Source organism: Micromonospora sp. NPDC047762 (assembly GCF_043204655.1).
In the GTDB taxonomy this organism is placed as follows: Bacteria; Actinomycetota; Actinomycetes; order Mycobacteriales; family Micromonosporaceae; genus Micromonospora.
Genome location: NZ_JBIDCQ010000002.1, coordinates 210,059 through 226,293, shown reverse-complemented (window position 1 = coordinate 226,293; position 16,235 = coordinate 210,059). Strand labels below are relative to the sequence as shown.

Annotated in this window: 14 protein-coding genes and 1 tRNA gene; 5 read left to right on the top strand and 10 right to left on the bottom strand. The window is 70.1% G+C overall.

Going from position 1 to position 16,235, the window contains the following annotated elements; genetic code table 11:
• Positions 1-43: 43 nt before the first annotated feature.
• Positions 44-1,774: a hypothetical protein gene (locus ACGF3C_RS06545; RefSeq protein WP_357222448.1), complete on the bottom strand. Its 1,731-nt coding sequence runs from the start codon at positions 1,772-1,774 to the stop codon at positions 44-46.
• A 278-nt stretch (positions 1,775-2,052) separates the two neighbouring features.
• Between ACGF3C_RS06545 and ACGF3C_RS06540 the strand changes: the two genes are divergently transcribed.
• The 3 genes from ACGF3C_RS06540 (at position 2,053) to ACGF3C_RS06530 (ending at position 5,627) form a co-directional block, all read left to right on the top strand.
• Positions 2,053-3,606, top strand: a complete 1,554-nt coding sequence (locus ACGF3C_RS06540; RefSeq protein WP_393219462.1) for a collagen binding domain-containing protein — start codon at positions 2,053-2,055, stop codon at positions 3,604-3,606.
• Between the two features lie 156 nt (positions 3,607-3,762).
• On the top strand, positions 3,763-4,971 hold the full coding sequence (locus tag ACGF3C_RS06535) for a hypothetical protein (RefSeq protein ID WP_393219459.1): 1,209 nt from the start codon (positions 3,763-3,765) through the stop codon (positions 4,969-4,971).
• 212 nt (positions 4,972-5,183) lie between these two features.
• A complete protein-coding gene (locus ACGF3C_RS06530; RefSeq protein ID WP_393219456.1) occupies positions 5,184-5,627 on the top strand; it encodes an HNH endonuclease in 444 nt (147 codons plus the stop codon).
• A gap of 70 nt (positions 5,628-5,697) precedes the next feature.
• Here the strand turns inward: ACGF3C_RS06530 and ACGF3C_RS06525 are convergent, their stop codons facing one another.
• The 4 genes from ACGF3C_RS06525 to ACGF3C_RS06510 form a co-directional block, all read right to left on the bottom strand.
• Positions 5,698-7,305, bottom strand: a complete 1,608-nt coding sequence (locus ACGF3C_RS06525) for a serine/threonine-protein kinase (RefSeq protein ID WP_393219453.1) — start codon at positions 7,303-7,305, stop codon at positions 5,698-5,700.
• A 78-nt stretch (positions 7,306-7,383) separates the two neighbouring features.
• A complete protein-coding gene (locus ACGF3C_RS06520) occupies positions 7,384-7,899 on the bottom strand; it encodes a hypothetical protein (RefSeq protein WP_357231778.1) in 516 nt (171 codons plus the stop codon).
• A gap of 130 nt (positions 7,900-8,029) precedes the next feature.
• Entirely contained in the window at positions 8,030-8,797 is a 768-nt protein-coding gene (locus ACGF3C_RS06515) for an enoyl-CoA hydratase/isomerase family protein (protein ID WP_357231775.1), read from the bottom strand.
• Between the two features lie 141 nt (positions 8,798-8,938).
• On the bottom strand, positions 8,939-11,326 hold the full coding sequence (locus tag ACGF3C_RS06510; protein ID WP_393219449.1) for a M4 family metallopeptidase: 2,388 nt from the start codon (positions 11,324-11,326) through the stop codon (positions 8,939-8,941).
• Between the two features lie 167 nt (positions 11,327-11,493).
• Between ACGF3C_RS06510 and ACGF3C_RS06505 the strand changes: the two genes are divergently transcribed.
• Positions 11,494-12,033, top strand: coding sequence for a hypothetical protein (locus ACGF3C_RS06505; protein WP_393219446.1), 540 nt, complete (start codon positions 11,494-11,496; stop codon positions 12,031-12,033).
• Here ACGF3C_RS06505 and ACGF3C_RS06500 read toward each other — a convergent pair.
• From ACGF3C_RS06500 to ACGF3C_RS06480, 5 genes are all read right to left on the bottom strand, one after another.
• On the bottom strand, positions 12,030-12,686 hold the full coding sequence (locus ACGF3C_RS06500; protein ID WP_393219443.1) for a histidine phosphatase family protein: 657 nt from the start codon (positions 12,684-12,686) through the stop codon (positions 12,030-12,032). The genes ACGF3C_RS06505 and ACGF3C_RS06500 overlap by 4 nt on opposite strands.
• A gap of 85 nt (positions 12,687-12,771) precedes the next feature.
• On the bottom strand, positions 12,772-13,191 hold the full coding sequence (locus tag ACGF3C_RS06495; RefSeq protein WP_088952055.1) for a VOC family protein: 420 nt from the start codon (positions 13,189-13,191) through the stop codon (positions 12,772-12,774).
• A 35-nt stretch (positions 13,192-13,226) separates the two neighbouring features.
• The gene (locus ACGF3C_RS06490) at positions 13,227-13,628 is read right to left on the bottom strand and encodes an AraC family transcriptional regulator (protein WP_357234989.1); all 402 of its coding nucleotides are present in this window, start codon (positions 13,626-13,628) and stop codon (positions 13,227-13,229) included.
• Between the two features lie 85 nt (positions 13,629-13,713).
• Positions 13,714-14,487, bottom strand: coding sequence for a hypothetical protein (locus ACGF3C_RS06485; RefSeq protein ID WP_393219439.1), 774 nt, complete (start codon positions 14,485-14,487; stop codon positions 13,714-13,716).
• Positions 14,488-14,616: 129 nt separating this feature from the next.
• Positions 14,617-14,693, bottom strand: a tRNA-Thr gene (locus tag ACGF3C_RS06480).
• 337 nt (positions 14,694-15,030) lie between these two features.
• On the opposite strand from ACGF3C_RS06480, the gene ACGF3C_RS06475 reads away from it, so the two are divergent.
• Entirely contained in the window at positions 15,031-16,122 is a 1,092-nt protein-coding gene (locus ACGF3C_RS06475) for an ABC transporter ATP-binding protein (RefSeq protein ID WP_091403085.1), read from the top strand.
• Positions 16,123-16,235: the final 113 nt, after the last annotated feature.

Genomic DNA, 16,235 nt, shown 5'->3' with positions numbered 1-16,235 from the left:
CTCACCCGGGGGTGCGGGTGCGTTCCCGCACCCCCGCGTCGGATCAGTTGACAGTGACCGAGAACGACCGGTAACTGGACACGCTGCCGTCGGCGTACTCGACGGTGAACCAGAAATACGTCCAGCCGGCCGTGGTGGGCGTCCAGGTGATCCTGGCCTTGCCGTCGGCGGCCAGCGGAACCACTCTGGGGTTGTTGTCGACACTGTCGAACCACCGCACCGAGGTGGCGCCCTTGGTCACCGCCGGAGAGACCGTAAAGACGCCGGGGGCACCGACGCCACCGCCGGAGCCTTCGATCGGATAGACGCCGTCCGAGGTGATGGTGGGCCCATCGTCGACGAAGAAGGTCGTCTCCTGCTGGTACCCCGGCTCGCCGGATGCGCTCCGGCCGACGTAGCTGAGCTGGTGCTCACCGCCCTTGAGGGGTGCCAGGACCGGCTCGGCGACCCCGTCGGCTCCCACTGTCGCCAACTGCTCCGACCCGCCGTCGACCCGGTAGGCGATGGTGGTGATGCCGTTGCCGGGCTGGGTGCTGAAGCGCATCGTGACCGCCATTCCGTCGCCGGAAGGGTCGGGATGCTGGACTGTCGACCACGCGTTGACGTTGAGGTCGCGCACGTTGAACGTGTAGGCCCGCACCGGAGAGCTGTTGCCGGCGCGATCCACGCTTGCCACGTACAGCGTCTGTTCGCCCGCGTCGCGAGGCCGCCACCGGATGGTGGCCGCGCCGCCGAGCTGGTCGGCTGGCACCTGGTTGTAGAGACCCCACTGGCTGTCGCCGTACCGGAAGCTCACCACGTCCGGGACGCCGTGCGACGTGAACAGGAAGGTGCCCTCGGTTCCACGGCTGCCGGTCGGGTTCGCCGGATTCTCCGGATACTCCGGGGAGGCGACTGTCGGCGGAACAGCGGGCTTGGTGCGATCCACTGTGAAGCGGCACGGATCGCTCCAGGGTGACCAGGCGCGCTGGTCATAGGTCCGGGCGTGCCAGGCATACTCCCCGTCGGCGAGCGAGGCCACCGGCATCTGAGCAACAGCGTCGAGACCGTCGGGGCCGCTGGAAACGCCGGGGCTGACAGGCGTGACCGCAGACGGGTCGGCGAGCGGCCAAAACTCGATCTCGGCGGTCAGCTCGTCGTACGGGTCCCGGTCCCGGTCCGTCATGTTGGCGTACGCGCTGAATTCCGATCCGGCGAAGTACTCCGGACCGCAGGGGGTGTCGGTGTTGGCGTTGAAGAGCCTGGTCGGCTTGAGCGGAGCGGTGTTGGTCAGCTCAACCTCGAACCGGAACTCGTTGCTCTCCAGCCAGCGGCCGTAGGAGACATCCCCCTCGTTCCGCTTGGGGATCCGCAGCTCGGTGGTGAGTTGGCGCTCACCCCGGCTCAGAGCCTTGGTCAACGCGGCGGTCAAGTCCCACGTGGTCCGCCAGGAGGCACACTCACCGCCCTCGGCGGTAGCGGCGACCGCCTTGCCGACCGTGGCCGGCGGATGCGACCAACTGTTCTCACCGGTGAAGGCGGCGGTTGCCTGGGCGACGGTGGCGCGTGGGCGCGCACAGTCGTTGGCGCGGCTCTCCCGCCCGACGAGGGTCGCCTGGCTCAGCCGACCAACGTAGATCCCGCCGATGTCGAACGTGACATAGATGCGGGAGGAGTGCGTGGTGCCGGCGTCGTCCCGCCACGACCCGACCGGGATGTCGCCCCCGCTGGGGTAGAAGACCGCGCTGTCCGGGGTGGTGGAGTCGGTGTAGGCGAGGAACGAGGGTGTGAACACGTGATGGGGCTCGGCGGCGTTAGCCGGACCGGCCGAGAGGACGACGGCTCCCAGCGCCAGTGTGGCGACAGCAGCCAACACCGGCATACGCCCGCCCAGCCGGAGGCCGCGGCTTACAGATCTCAAGTGGAGTTCCTCCTGTACGGTCGCCAGCAGAACGGCGGCGACCGCTCGGATCGTAGTGACTTGCACTGACGGCGGCGGCCCCGTTTCGAGCGAAGCGCAGCATCGGCCAGAATCCGACGGCTGCGCCACACCCTCCGCCTGAACGGGGAACGATGATCACACCCGCCCGCAGAGTCTTCATGCTCGCCTCGGCGACCACGCTCACTCTCGTCGCCACTCTGGCCGCGACTCCGGCGCAGGCCGTGGAGCCCGGCACTGGCGCCATCACCGGCCACGTGGTGACCGAGAAGCCCGGCAACGTCACGGTCAACCTCTTCACCACCGAAGGTGCCAGCGGCGGACAGGTCGTGTCTGACGCGGACGGCAACTTCCGGTTCGCCTCCGTCCCGGTCGGCACCTACAAGATCCAGTATGGCTTTCTCGGCCGGTTCCAGTGGTCGCACCAGAAGCTCGGCTACTCCACGGCCGACGTGGTCACCGTTGCCTCCGGTGTCACCACGACGACGCCGGAGGAGCAGATGCTCCTGCCCGGCGTCGTCGAGGTGCTCGCGACCGACGCGGTCAGCGGCGGGCCGGTCAACGCCTACTGCGCGGGGGTCCGCCCGTACGACCAGCAGTGCGGCGCCACCGACGGCCGGATCCGCCTGGCAAACCTGGAGTCGGGGACGTTTACCCTGGAACTGCGGTCCTCGGACGGCCTCCATGCCGCGCAGGAGGTCAAGAACGTCAAGGTGACCCTCGGTCAGATCACCACGGTCGAGGTCGCCCTCCGTCCGACCACCGCGATCACCACCACCGTCGTCGACCGGGCCAGTGGAGCTCCGGTCCCGAACGTCTGTGTCGCGGCACTGTCGCTCACCTTCGGCTCGGTGGACAGCGACACGTGCGAATGGGGCCTCAACTACACCGACGAGCAGGGCCGGGTCAGCATCGGGGAGTTGAAGCCGGGTGAGTACACCCTGCTGGCGCTACCCGCCGACGAGGTGCACGGCATGCAGTGGGTGGGACGCCGTGGGGGCGTCGGCCGGCAGTACGACGCGCTGCGGGTCGACGGCCAGGCCGGTCTGCTCAGCACCGTGCCAACCGTCAAGCTGGACCCGGCGGCCCGAATCACCGGCACGATTCGGGACACCGAAACCGGCCAGCCCCTCACCAACGGATGCGCGGCGGTCCTGCCGACACGTCAGGGGTCCGGCGCGCCCGGGGTTGGCCCGTTCTGCGCCGATTCCGACGGCACCTACACGGTGCCGAACCTCGGCCCGTACGACTGGCCGCTGGAGTTCTCGCACTACTACGACTACATCGAATCGTATGCGGCGGTGTGGACGGGCAACGCTTCGGACCGTAAGACCGCCGCGACGACCAGGGCCGGAACCGACCTGCCGGGCGTCGCCGACATCTCGCTCGGCAAGACCGGCCCCCGGTTGAGCTTCGCCGTGACATCGGCGGACGGCCAGCCGTACAACGGCTGGTTCGCGGGTGAGGTCTACAACGCCCGGACCGGGGATCTGGTCAAGGAGTACTCGTTCAACGGCCAGCGGGTCATCGAGGGCTTGACCGACCAGTCGGTCAAGGTCCGGTACGTGCCGAATCCGCCATGGGTCGGCGGCTGGTACGGGGGTTCCGACCTCGCCTCCGCGCGTGGAGTCGCTCTTCGTGACGGCGCCAACAAGAAGATCACGATCGTCCTGCCAGATCCCTCCTGACCTGGGCATCCCGCACGAGGGGCCGCGCCGGCACGCCCGGCGTGGCCCTTCGCCCTCTACGGTCGCCAAACCCGCCAAAGCCGTCATATGCGACTATCTATTGTCGTACGCTCGAATGATCAACCGTCGATCGGCCGGGCGGGAGGGCAGCGGGAGATGTCACCACTGCACCGCGCCGGCGCGGAGAACGACTCGTCGACCGACGAGATCGGCCGCGACGACGCGTACCCGCTGATCCGCGACGAGCGCGCCTGCATCGTCACCGCGCTCCGGCTGGGCTGGTGGATGGCGGACGCCTACCACCACGGGCAGCACGCGGAGCCCAGCGCCTTCGTCGAGGCCCGCCCGGCCGTACCGCCGGCCAAACTCTCCAACCTCACCGAGATGTCCGCCCACCGTCGGATGCGGATGTACCTCGACGGGGTGGACGTCGCCCTGGCCCAGATCGCCGACCTCACCCGGCACACCGGGCCGGCACCCGACACGTCGGCCGCCCGAGCCCTGCTCCCCGACCTGGGCCAGCCGGACCCCGCCGACCCGGTGCCGCTGCTGCTCGCCCTCGACGACCTCAACGTGGAGGTGCTGCGCTGGGCGATGGCCGCCAACCACCGGGTCGGGCTGGCCTACCGACTGGGCCGGTCAGTGGCCGACACCGTCCGAGCCGGCGACGTCACGCAGTTGCTGCGGCAGTTCGGCGGCCGGCAGGTCCAGATCAGCCGGTGGCTGGACGAGTTGGCCAGCGTGCTGCCGCCGTACTCGGCCGCTGTGGTGCGCCGCTCGCTGGCCGCCTGGGCGAGCGCCGTCGACCGCGCCGGCCACGGGGACCCGACCGAGCCGACGCCCGCCACCCTCAGCCGGGCGCTGCGCGGCCAGGGCGACCTCTGGCGCGACGTGCTCACCGGCGGCCTGCACCCGCGCGACCTGCTCGACGAGGAGGACTACGCGGTGATCGCCCGCAACCTGATCATCCGAGACCGGCGACTGGTGGCGCAGGCGGCCCGAGGCATCTTCTGGCCGGTGCTCGTACCCCTGCTGCTCGTGCTCTTCGCGGTCGTCGGGGTGAGTGCCGCCGCGGCCGCCGGCTCACCGACCACCCGGGCCACAGTGGCCCTGGTGGGCCTCGGCGCCGGGCTGGCCGCGATCTGGCGGTCGGTCTCCGGGCCCGCGCTGTCCGTCGCCGGTGAGGTCAACCGGCCGCTGCTGGACAGCGAACTCACCGCACGGATGGCACTGCGGCTGAACCGACCGCTGACCACCGCCCAGGTCTCGGCCAAAGCAGTTCCCCGCACCCGCCGCCAGCGGCGTCCCGACGGGGCCGGCCGATCGAAATACGTTGCCCGTGTCTCCCGGGTCGACCTACCGTGAGCGCGCAAGGTCAACCACCACCGCGGGAGCAGCTCATGACGATGTGGCACATCAGCATCGTGGTGTCGACGCTGCCCGGTGCCGGTTACCGAGCGGAAGGTCCCCGGGCGGGCCGGCCCGACTGACGCGTGTCCGTACGCGCTGAGCCGCCCCGTCCGACAGCCGGACCGGGCGGCTTCTTGCTGTCCGTCACCATCTGGAAAGGAGTCCCGGTGGATGCCGTCCTCGTCATCAACGCCGACCTCGGCCCGCTGCACCGGGTCACCGTCCAACACGCAGTCCGCATGCTCTGCCGTCGGGTGGCCGAGATCCACGAGGCCGAGCCCGACCGGGTGATCGGGGTCTTCCCGCTGCCCCGGGTGGTGCGGCTGGTCCGCTTCGTCGTCACCCGGTGGAGGTTCAACTCCGGGCCGGCCTGGTCGCGGGCCGGTGTGCTGCGCCGCGACGACAGGTGCTGCGCCTACTGCGGCGGCCCGGCCTCCACCATCGACCACATCCTGCCCCGCTCGCGCGGCGGCCGGAACACCTGGCGGAACACCACCGCCGCCTGCTACGCCTGCAACCAGCGCAAGGGGGACCGGACGCCGGCGGAGGCGGGCATGCCGCTGCGCCGGGAACCGGTGAACCCGGGCTGGGCGGCGCTGACCGGGCGGTGACGGACCGGCCGGCGGGAACGGGGGGCCGCGTCCCGGGTACGACCCGGGCGCGGCACCCGCCGGCCCCCGATCAGGCGGCGCGTTCCTTGACCTTCGACCTCAACTGGCCGTTGGGGCAATGAACCCTGATCTCGCTGCGGTGTTCCGGGGAGGTCAGCTCGACCACGATCTGCTGTGCCGGCCCCGGGTCGTACCCCTCGGCCCGGAAACCGGGTGCGAGCACCACGGTGAGCACCTCGACCGACTTCCCCACGCAGCGGGCGGTGACCGTCCCGCCCAGCGCGTCGACCGGTACGCCGACGCCAGGTGTCGGGGTCGGCGCGGCCGGGGTCGGGGGCGGTCCGGCGGTGGTGGTCGTCGGGCCCGGGACCGCTGTCACGCCCTGACCGGCCGGAGAGCTGGTCCGGGTGGCGGGCGAGCTTCTCCTGGTCGTCGGCACGACGGCCGGTCCGGCATCGGCCGCGTCGGTCGGGTCCTCGGTGCGGGGCATCCCCACCGTGGTGGTGCCGGGGCCGCTGCTGGTCGGCGCGGCGCTCTGTCCCTGTCGATTGCTGAAGTCACCGAGCGGCCCGGCGAGCGCCACGGCGGCGATCACGGCCCCGGCGACCGTCAGAATGGCTCGCCCCCGACGCCACGGCCCGCGCCTCATCCGCACCGCCGAATCACCCGTCGTGCGGGCACCCTCCGGCCTGGCTCTGGTCGGCCCGGTGGCGGTCTGCTCGGGGCTGGTCTGCTCGGGGCTGGTCTGCTCGGGGCTGGTCTGCTCGGGGCTCGTCTGCTCGGGGCTCGTCTGCTCGGTGCTGGTAGGGCCGGTCTGCTTGGTTACGTCGGCCGCTGGTTGGGCGGCGGCAGCCGCCTCGGGGGCGGCCCCGCTGGCGGCGGCGAGCAGTATGCGGGCCGCGTCGGTGGCCGGTGGCCGATCGGCGGGGTCGGCGGCCAGGCACCAGCGGTAGAGCCGGTGCACCTCGGGCGGCACGCCGTCGATCGCGGGCAGTGGGTCCGGTTCGACGGGCGTGTGCGCGCGGAGCATCCGGGTCTGCGCCTCGGCCGGCCACGGCAACCGGCCGGTGAGCACCCGGTACAGCAGCAGGCCGAGGGCGTACACGTCGCTGGCCGGCCGCACCTCGCCAGCCTGCAACCGCTCCGGCGCCAGGTACGCCGGTGTGCCCATCAGCCGCCCCTCGAAGTCGATCTCCGGCGCGCCGACGGCTGCCGCGATCCCGAAGTCGAGCACCTTCGCACCGGTCGGCGTGAGCATCACGTTGGCCGGCTTGATGTCGCGGTGCACCAACCCCTGGTCGTGCGCTGCGGCGAGCGCCGAAGCCACCTCGGCACACACCCGCAGACCGGCGCGCGGGGGCAACGGCCCGACCACCAACCGGCGCTCCACTGTGTGACCGCCGAGCAACTCCATCACCACGAACGGGACCTCGGCACCGTCCACCACCGACTCGCCGTAGTCGTAGACGCTGGTGACGTGCGGATGCGACAGCCGAGCCGCGGCCTTGGCCTCGCCCCGGATCCGCTGCCGGGCGTCGGTGTCCGAGGCGACCAGCACCTTCACCGCCACGTCGCGCTCGAGCACCTCGTCGTACGCCCGATGCACCGCCGACATGCCGCCACTGCCGAGGCGCTCGAGGAGCCGGTAGCGGCCCGCAAGCAACTGATCACGCTGCACGACGGACAGCCTGCCGTACCGGCCTGAGTCCCGGATACCCGGGATCGAGATGTTGCGATGGGTGGGAGTGGGTTACGGCTACCGTCCGCGCAGATCCGGGTGGGCGCGCAGGAACGCCTCGCCCCGACGGGCGTTGCGGACGACCGACACGATCAGCACCACCCAGAGCACCAGCAGCAACCCACCGAGAACCGCGAAGAATGGTGCGAACGCCAGGAATGCCTGACCGACGCTCGTCATCGCCAACCCGGCGACCAGCAGCACGAACCAGCGCTGGCCGGCGAACTCTCGGGCCGTCTCCACGAGAAGGGCCGGGTCTTCGTCCGCCTCGGGTGTGCCGCGTCGAACCTGGCGCGCCAGCCGTCGGCGGTGCGACCAACTCAGCGCCAACAGTGGCGACCGCCGGGTAGCCCGGTAGCGGCCGGTCCGTACGGCCCAGACGATCGCGGCTATCTCGACGATGACTCCGAGGATCACCAGGACGAGCCCCAGGTTGCTGGCCCACCCCGGCGGGTCACCGTCGAAGATGCCGGTGTTCTGGCCACCCATCGCGACACCGACCGCGAGCGCGCCGACCACTGCGGGCAGCAGCACGAACCCAAGAATCAGACGAAGTCGCCGGCCGCTCCGGTCCGGATTCGTCGCCGTCTCGTCCATAGTGGTCCCCCGATCACCGCGTGGAGGGGATCTACCCATCGACGACGGCGGCCGAAACCCTGCCGACTCAGGCGTCGGTCGGGGGCTGCCAGGCGAAGCGGGGCGTACGCCGCTCGGTCACCGCCGCGACCCCTTCCCGGGCCTCGCCGGTCGTCGTCACCTTCCGGTGCCACCAGGCGATCCGCGCGGGCTCGGCGCGATCGTCGATGATCTCCTTGGCGGCGGCGATGCTCAGCGGGGACCGCATGGCGATCGTCGCGGTCAGCTCGTCCACCCGTGCGGCGAGCCGGTCGGCCGGCAGCACCTCGTCGACCAGGCCGATCCGCAGGGCGCGCTCAGCGTCGACCAGTTCGGCGGTGAACAGGAGGTGCTTGGCGGCGGACGGGCCGACGAGCCGGGCCAGCCGGCGTGTCGTCGGCGCCGGATAGACAAGCCCGAGCCGGGCCGGCGGTACGCCGAAACGGGCGTCGTCCGCGGCGATCCGCAGGTCGCAGGCGACCGCGAGCTGTGCCCCACCACCGACGCAGGCACCCCGGATGGTCGCGATCGTCGGCTTGCCGAACCGGGCCAGCCGTTCCTCGGCGGCCACCGCGATGCTGGCGTCACCGGCGTCCAGCAACTCGGCCAGGTCACCGAGGTCCGCGCCCGCGCAGAAGGCGTCACCGGCACCGGTGAGCACCAACGACCGTACGGCCGGGTCAGGCTCCAGCCGGTCGAGCAGTTCGGGGAGCTGACGCCACATGGCCGCGGTCATGGCGTTGCGCCGGGCCGGGTTGCTGATGACGACGGTGGCGACCGGCCCGGTCACCTCGACTGTCAACTCCGCGTCCGACACATCGGCCCCTTCCCGGCGTCACCTGTGCGGCGCCGCCGATCTGCCCGCCAGCGTCGTCGCCCCCGCTGCCGCGACCATAACGACGCGAGCCCGACGACCACCGTGAGGGGTGGCCGTCGGGCCCGCGCGTGAGCCGTCAGGTCAGGAGACGTTGATCGCGGTGTCGTCGACCACGAACGACGTCTGGAGCGAGGAGTCCTCCACGCCCGTGAACTTCAGGCTGACAGTCTGACCGGCGTACGACGCCAGCGAGAAGGACTTCTGGCTGTAGCCGGTGGCCTTGTTCAGGTTCGAGTAGGTCGCCAGGGTGGCCAGAACGGTTCCGCTCGAGTTGAGCACCTGCACGTTGAGCTTGTCGTAGGCGACGCTGCTGGTGGTCTCGGCGGAGTCGATGTGCAACCAGAAGCTGAGGGCGTACGACGAGCAGCCGGCCGGCAGGCTCACCGACTGGGCGAGCGTCTCGGTGCGGGTGCTGCCGTACCCGTTCAGCCACGCCTTGTACGACCCGGTGCGGGCTGCCTGGCTGCTGGAGTTGGTGATGACGCCGGAGCTTGCCGTCCAGCCGGTCGCGCCGGATTCGAAGCCCGGGTTGGCCAGCTTCTGCCCCGGCGCGGTGCAACCGCCACCGGTGCCGTTCACGGTCAACGAGTAGGTGGCGCTGCGGGTGACCGCGCCCGCTCCGTTCACTGTGACCGAGTAGGTGCCCGGCGGCGTGCTCGCCGACGTGCTGATGGTGAGGGTGGAAGAGCCGCCCGAGGTCACCGAGGCGGGGCTGAACGCGGCGCTCGCCCCGCTGGGCAGGCCGGACGCGGAGAACGTCACCGTCTGCGCCGAGCCACTGGTGGTGGCGGTCGACACGGTGGTGGCGGCGGAGCTGCCCGGGTTGACCGAACCGGCGGTCGGCGAGAGCGACACCGAGAAGTCGTTGCCGGTCGAGCAGGCGGAGTCGCTGCCGGCCACGTTCACCGCGGTCCAGGCTGCCTGCACGGCCTTGTACTCGGTGGAGCAGCTGCCGTACAGGTCGGTGGCCGCCCGCAGGCTGTAGGCGCGGGCGGTGTTCGCCGGGTTGCTGGTGCTGACGTACGACGTGTTGGAGGTGAAGTAGACGTCAAGCGCCCGGTACCAGATCTTCTCGGCCTTGGCCCGGCCGATGCCGGTCACCGCGGGGGCGGAACCGCAGACCGGGGAGGTGCCGTACGAGGTGGCGCCGGTGCCCTCGGCCAGGTTGAAGAAGAAGTGGTTTGCCACGCCGGAGGAGTAGTGCACGTCCTTGTTCTTGGTGCTGGTGGACCAGCAACTGTCGGACGAGCCGTCCAACGACGGGTTGTACATGTAGCGCAGCGGCGTGCCGTTGTTGTTGATGTTGATCTTCTCACCGACCTGGTAGTCGCCCGGGTCGCTCGGCGCGGCGGCGTAGAACTCCACCATGTTGCCGAAGATGTCGCTGGTGGCCTCGTTGAGGCCGCCGGATTCGCCGGAGTAGACCAGGCCGGCCAGCGCCTCGGTGACACCGTGGCTCATCTCGTGCCCAGCCACGTCCAGCGAGACCAGGGGGCGGGAGTTGCCCGAGCCGTCACCGTAGGTCATCTGGGCGCCGTCCCAGAAGGCGTTGACGTAGTTGTTGCCGTAGTGCACCCGGCTCGGCACGCCGCTGCCGTTGCCGAAGATGCCGTTACGGCCGTGCGTGTTCTTGAAGTAGTCGAACGTCTTGGCGGCGCCGAAGTGCGCGTCCACCGCGGCGGACTGCCGACTGGAGGTGGCTCCGGTGCCCCAGGCGTTGTCGGCGTCGGTGAAGGTGGTGCAGCTCGACGTGCCGTTGTTCATGTCACAGGTGCGGCCGTTGCCGCGCAACGGGTCGATCATCTGGTACGTGCTGCCGGAGAGCGTCGTGTCGATGCTGACCGCGCCGGTGTAGATGCCCTGGCCGCTGCCGACCACCGATTCGATCTCGTCGTACGACCCGACGGTCGCGCCGGTGGTGGCGTCGGTGATCACGTGCAGCCGGGACGGGGTCTGCCCGTCGGGCTGCCACCCGCTGACCACTGTCTCCCAGGCCAGTCGACCCTGCCCGGAACTGGCGTCCACGAACAGTTCCGGCGTGCCCACCGCCTCGGCCTTACCGGCGAACCGGGCGCTGGCGGCCTTCTTCGCGGCCGCCGCGGTGGTCCTGGCCGAGGTGGCGAGGGTCAGCGGCGCGGCCAACCCGACCGAACTGCCGGCGTACGTGCCGTTCGGCGCGGTGTGGATGACGAAGTCACCGCCGTACACCCGCAGGCCCTGGTAGGTCCTGGTGTAGCGGGTGTGGGCCGCGCCGCTGGGGTCGATCTTGGTGCTGCGCACCTGGTAGGACTCGGCGCTCGAGCCCTGGACGGCGCCGGGGTTCGCTCGTAGGACGGTTGCCGCTCGGGCCGCGGCGGAGGCGTCCGGCGCGGGAGAGGTGGGCGGGGCCGCGTGCGCCGGGGTGATGACGCAGGTCAGCAGGCCGCTGGTGAGCAGCACTGCGCTGACGGCGGCAAGAGCTCTTTTCACGTGCGCTCCTGGGAGGAGAAGGATGTGACGGAGGTAGTCACGCATGTACATATAGCTATGTGTTGAAGAAAAGAGAAGGCCCGAACCGATGTCAGACATCTACATTGACCGTTCGGATGAGTGGCTTGACGAGGGAACCAGTACCTGCCCCAGCACGTCCGACGGACATGAGACCCGCCTCGACAGCCGGCGTCACGTTCGCCCTACTGCTCGCGCTCCTGGCTGGCTGCACCAGCGCTGACCGGGCCGGTAGCACCCCTGACCAGCCGCCGAACAGCCCCGGCACGAACCTGTCCGCTCCGACCACCGGCGCTCCGCCCCCGACCGCCGCCCCCACGGCAAGCGCCGGGGCCAGCGCTGCGGCCCCCCGAGTGACGTTGCGAATCTCCGGTGGCTTCGCCGGGCGCGGTGACTCCATCGCGGTCGAGCCGGACGGTAGGTGGACCGTGACGGACCGGGCCGGCAGTCGGCGCAACGGCCGGCTCTCACCTGCCGATCAGGCCACCCTCGCGGGCCTGACCGCCGACCCCCGGCTCGCCAGCGAGGCGCAGCGACCCACCACCGCGACCAACTGCGCGGACGTGATGAACTACCGCCTCACCGTGGCCGGCAACGACACCGCGTACGTCGACTGCCCGACCGACGAGCCGCCACCGCCTGCCACCCAGGCGGTGGTCAAGCTGCTCCTGCGGACCACCGCGGCCTAAATCAGATAGTCCGGGGGCAGGCCGGTGCCCCGCAGCTCCGGCGGTAGGTGGGCCACGTCGTTGACGGCGATCAGATTCGGCGGGCCGGCCGCGCTGTACCGGATGACGGTCAGCCCCGCGTTGTGCGCGTTCAAGCCCAGCCAGCGCCACTTCGGCGCGTCGAGGGCGTGCCGCACCAGCCAGGCGATCAGGAAACTGTGCGTCACGACCAGCTCGCGGACCGGTTCGCGGACCGGTTCGCCGCCGGCGGGTCCCTCGGCGACCGGGCCGGCGAACCGTCGCACCGCGTCCGCCGTCACTCGCGGCCCGTCGGCCCGCTCGGCCGCCGAGAACTGCGTCAGGAACTCGGCGTACGCGGGCGGCAGCCCAGCCGGGTCCGTGTCGTGTGGGAGGTGGTCGCCGGCCAGCTCCGTCTCGTACACCGGAACATCGGGCAGCGACTTGGCGACCAGCTCGGCGGTCTGCGCGGCCCGGCGCAGCGGCCCGTGGTGGACGGCGGCGAACCGCCGGGCCCCCAGGCGTTCGCCCAGCAGGGTGGCCTGCCGCCGGCCGCGCTCCGACAGGCCGGTATCCGGTTCGCCGGCGTCCGGCCCACTCGGCTCGGAGAGATCCTGCTCGGCATGTCGGGTCAGGTACAGCAGTCGGGTCACCATGACCCCACCTCAACACAACGGGAGGTACGAGTTCGACCCCGTACCTCCCGGTCCTAACGCCGCAGCCCGGCTGATCGCACGCCCTCTACGCCCGGGGGAACATCTGGCCGATGCGGATCCGGTTGCCGAACGGGTCCCGGATGCCGAAGTCGATCCCGTACGGGCGCTCGGTCGGCTCGTCCGTGATCTCGACGCCCTTCGCCACAAGATCCTCGTGCGTCTTGCGGGCGTCGTCAGTGGTCATGAAGAGGTACCCGCCGAGGGCACCCTTGGTGAGCAGCTCCCGGACCTGCTCGGCGGTGGCCGGGTCCAGCGCGGGCGGGCCGGGCTTCTCCAACAGGATCTCGCGCTCCGGGTCGCCGGGCAGGTTGACAGTGAGCCACCGCATGAAGCCGAGGTCCTGGTCGGTGTTGACCTCCATGCCGAGCTTGTTGACGTAGAAGTCAAGCGCGGCGTCCTGGTCGAGGACGTAGATCTGGGAGCGGCTGATCGCGTTCATCGTCATGCCCATGACGCTAGACGTAGCCCCTGACCTGCTGCTTATCCAAAACTGCTTGGTCGGGTCCAGGCTTTGGTGAAGCACGACGGCACGTTGGCCGGCGCGACGCGCTGACGCCGGAAATCCGAGGGCGACTCCCCGACGATCTGCCGGAACGTCCGGCTGAACGTGCCCAGGCTGCCAAAGCCGACGGCGTAACAGATGTCCGTCACGTCCCGGTCGGTGTCCAGCAGCAACGACATCGCCCGCTCCACCCGGCGGCGTTGCAGGTAGCGGTGCGGGGTCTCACCGAAGGTGGCCCGGAAGGTACGGATGAAGTGCGCCTGCGAGACGTGCGCGATCCGGGCCAACGCGGGGATGTCCAGAGGCTCGGCGTACGCCCTGTCCATCGCGTCCCGGGCGCGCAGCATCGCCCGGTTTGACTCCTCCACCGCCCGACTCATCTGTCCCCGCCCCGCTCCGCGCTGCTCCGGCCCCAGGTTACCGTCGGGCACCGCGCCGTCCGGTCGGGCCGGAACGGCCGAGCTGTCACTTGCGGTAGTAGAAGTCGGCGGCCTCACCAGCGCGTGCCGGCGCGTTGATCTTCAAGGACTTTCCGTGATCTTTCATGGTGGTGGTCAGCGTCAGTTTCGGGCCTTCGCTGGGGCTCAGCTCCACCTTGATCGAGGTGACCCAACCCTGGTCGTTGGTGGTGATCGTGAACGGCGACAGACGTATGCCGATCGAGACGATGCTCGGTGCACCCACGGGGAGGAACGATGTGGCGTCCTTGCCGGTGGGGTCGAAACGGCCCGTGTAGGTATGCGGGTCGACGCGGTCCACCGAGGCGATCGACGAGGTGAACGCCTTCAGGCCGGTCGGGTCGACCCAGTCGAAGCGGAGGAAGGGGTCGTCGCGCTTCACTCGCTTCAGATCGACGTGCACCCAGTCCTTGTCGTCGGACGGCCGCACGTAACTGTCGTTGCCAATCACGATCCGGCTCCCCGCCGACGGGTACTTCCCGCCGGTGACCGAGATCGTGGTCTGGAAACGGCGCTTCTTCGGGTCGAAGGCACCCGTGCCGTTGACCTTCTGCCCTTCGGGCAGGTTGCCGCGCACTGCGTACCGGTGGGCAGCCCCATGCGACCGCTGCAATGCCGCGACCAGTTCAGCGCGGACGTCGGGCGTCGGGGACGGCGCGGCGGTGGCGGTGGCCTGAACCGGTTCGTCGGTGGACGTGGGCTCAGTCGCCGGAGTGCAGCCGGCAGCAAAGAACAGACCGCTCGTCAGAGCCAGCATGAGCACAGTGGTGCTCTGTCTCATTGTAATTCCCCCGTTGACCGCCGCCTGATGGCGGGACGGAGGCACGATAGCGAACTTGGTCGAGGTCCGGTTGCCCCTCGGGCAACCGGCAGAGGCACAGCAGCGCCAATCGGAAAGGTCTGATGTAATTGGAGCCCCCGGCCGGGATCGAACCGGCGACATCTCGCTTACAAGGCGAGTGCTCTGGCCAGCTGAGCTACAGGGGCGCGCGCGTCGAGGTCAGCATAGCGACTGATCTCCGGTAATCCCGATCGCGAGGCCTCCCGAGCACGGGAATCGTCAACAACCCGACGCAGACTCGTTTGCCACGGCGTCGATTGATGTCTGACCGTGCCCGAGTGACCGGAATGCGTAGCCCGACTGGTGGGCTCGGCGGCCCCCCGCCTTGGCAGCAGGGGGAAACGCGTTTACGGTTCACACACGGACGACGACCGGGCGCCCCCGCGACCGAGCGCCGTCCGATGACCGGCACGGACACGTGCCGGTTGCTCCTTCACTCGGATCGTCCGGCACGTTCCTGCCGGTGAAAGGAAGCGCTTCACCATGGCTACGGTCACCTATTCCAAGGCATCCCGGGTCTACCCGGGCCAAGAGCGTCCCGCCGTCAACGAGCTGGACCTTGAGATCGGCGACGGGGAGTTCCTCGTCCTGGTCGGCCCCTCCGGTTGCGGTAAGTCCACCAGCCTGCGGATGCTCGCCGGCCTGGAGGACGTGGACGCCGGTTCGATCTACATCGACCAGCGTGACGTCACTCACCTCCCCCCGAAGGCCCGCGACATCGCGATGGTCTTCCAGAACTACGCCCTCTACCCGCACATGACGGTGTACGAGAACATGGCGTTCGCCCTCAAGCTCCGCAAGACCTCCAAGTCGGAGATCGACCGGCGGGTCAAGGAGGCGGCCGGGCTGCTCCAGCTTGAGGAGTACCTCAGCCGTAAGCCGAAGGCGCTCTCCGGTGGTCAGCGTCAGCGTGTCGCGATGGGCCGGGCGATCGTCCGCGAGCCGCAGGTCTTCCTCATGGACGAGCCGCTGTCGAACCTCGACGCCAAGCTCCGCGTGCAGACCCGTACCCAGATCGCGTCCCTGCAGGCCAAGCTGGGCGTCACCACTGTCTACGTCACGCACGACCAGGTCGAGGCCATGACCATGGGTCACCGGGTCGCGGTGCTGCTCGACGGTGTTCTCCAGCAGGTGGACACCCCGCGGGCGCTCTACGACACCCCGGCCAACGTGTTCGTCGCCGGCTTCATGGGCTCGCCCGCCATGAACATCAAGACCGTTCCGCTGAACGAGCGGGGCGCCGAGTTCGCCGAGCTGCAGATCCCGCTGACCCGCGAGCAGGTCGAGGCGGCCCGCGCCGAGGGTGGCGACGGCAAGGTCACCGTGGGCTTCCGTCCGGAGGACTGCGAGCTGGTCAGCCCGACCGAGGGCGGCATGCCGGTGGTTGTCGAGCTGGTCGAGGACCTCGGCTCGGACGCCAACGTCTACGGTCACGCCGCTCTGGGTGGCAACTCGGAGCGCTTCGTCGTCCGCACCGACCGGCGCAACATGCCGAACATGGGTGACACCGTGTTCGTCAAGCCGGTTGCCGGTCGCAGCCACGTCTTCCACGCCGCCACCGGTGGCCGGATCTGACGTAACGCCGTACCGACAGGGGCGGTCCGCTTCGGCGGGCCGCCCCTTCGTCGTACCGACAACGGTTCTTCAGCCCGCCTGAGCGCCTGACAACGAAGGCCCCCTCCCGCTAC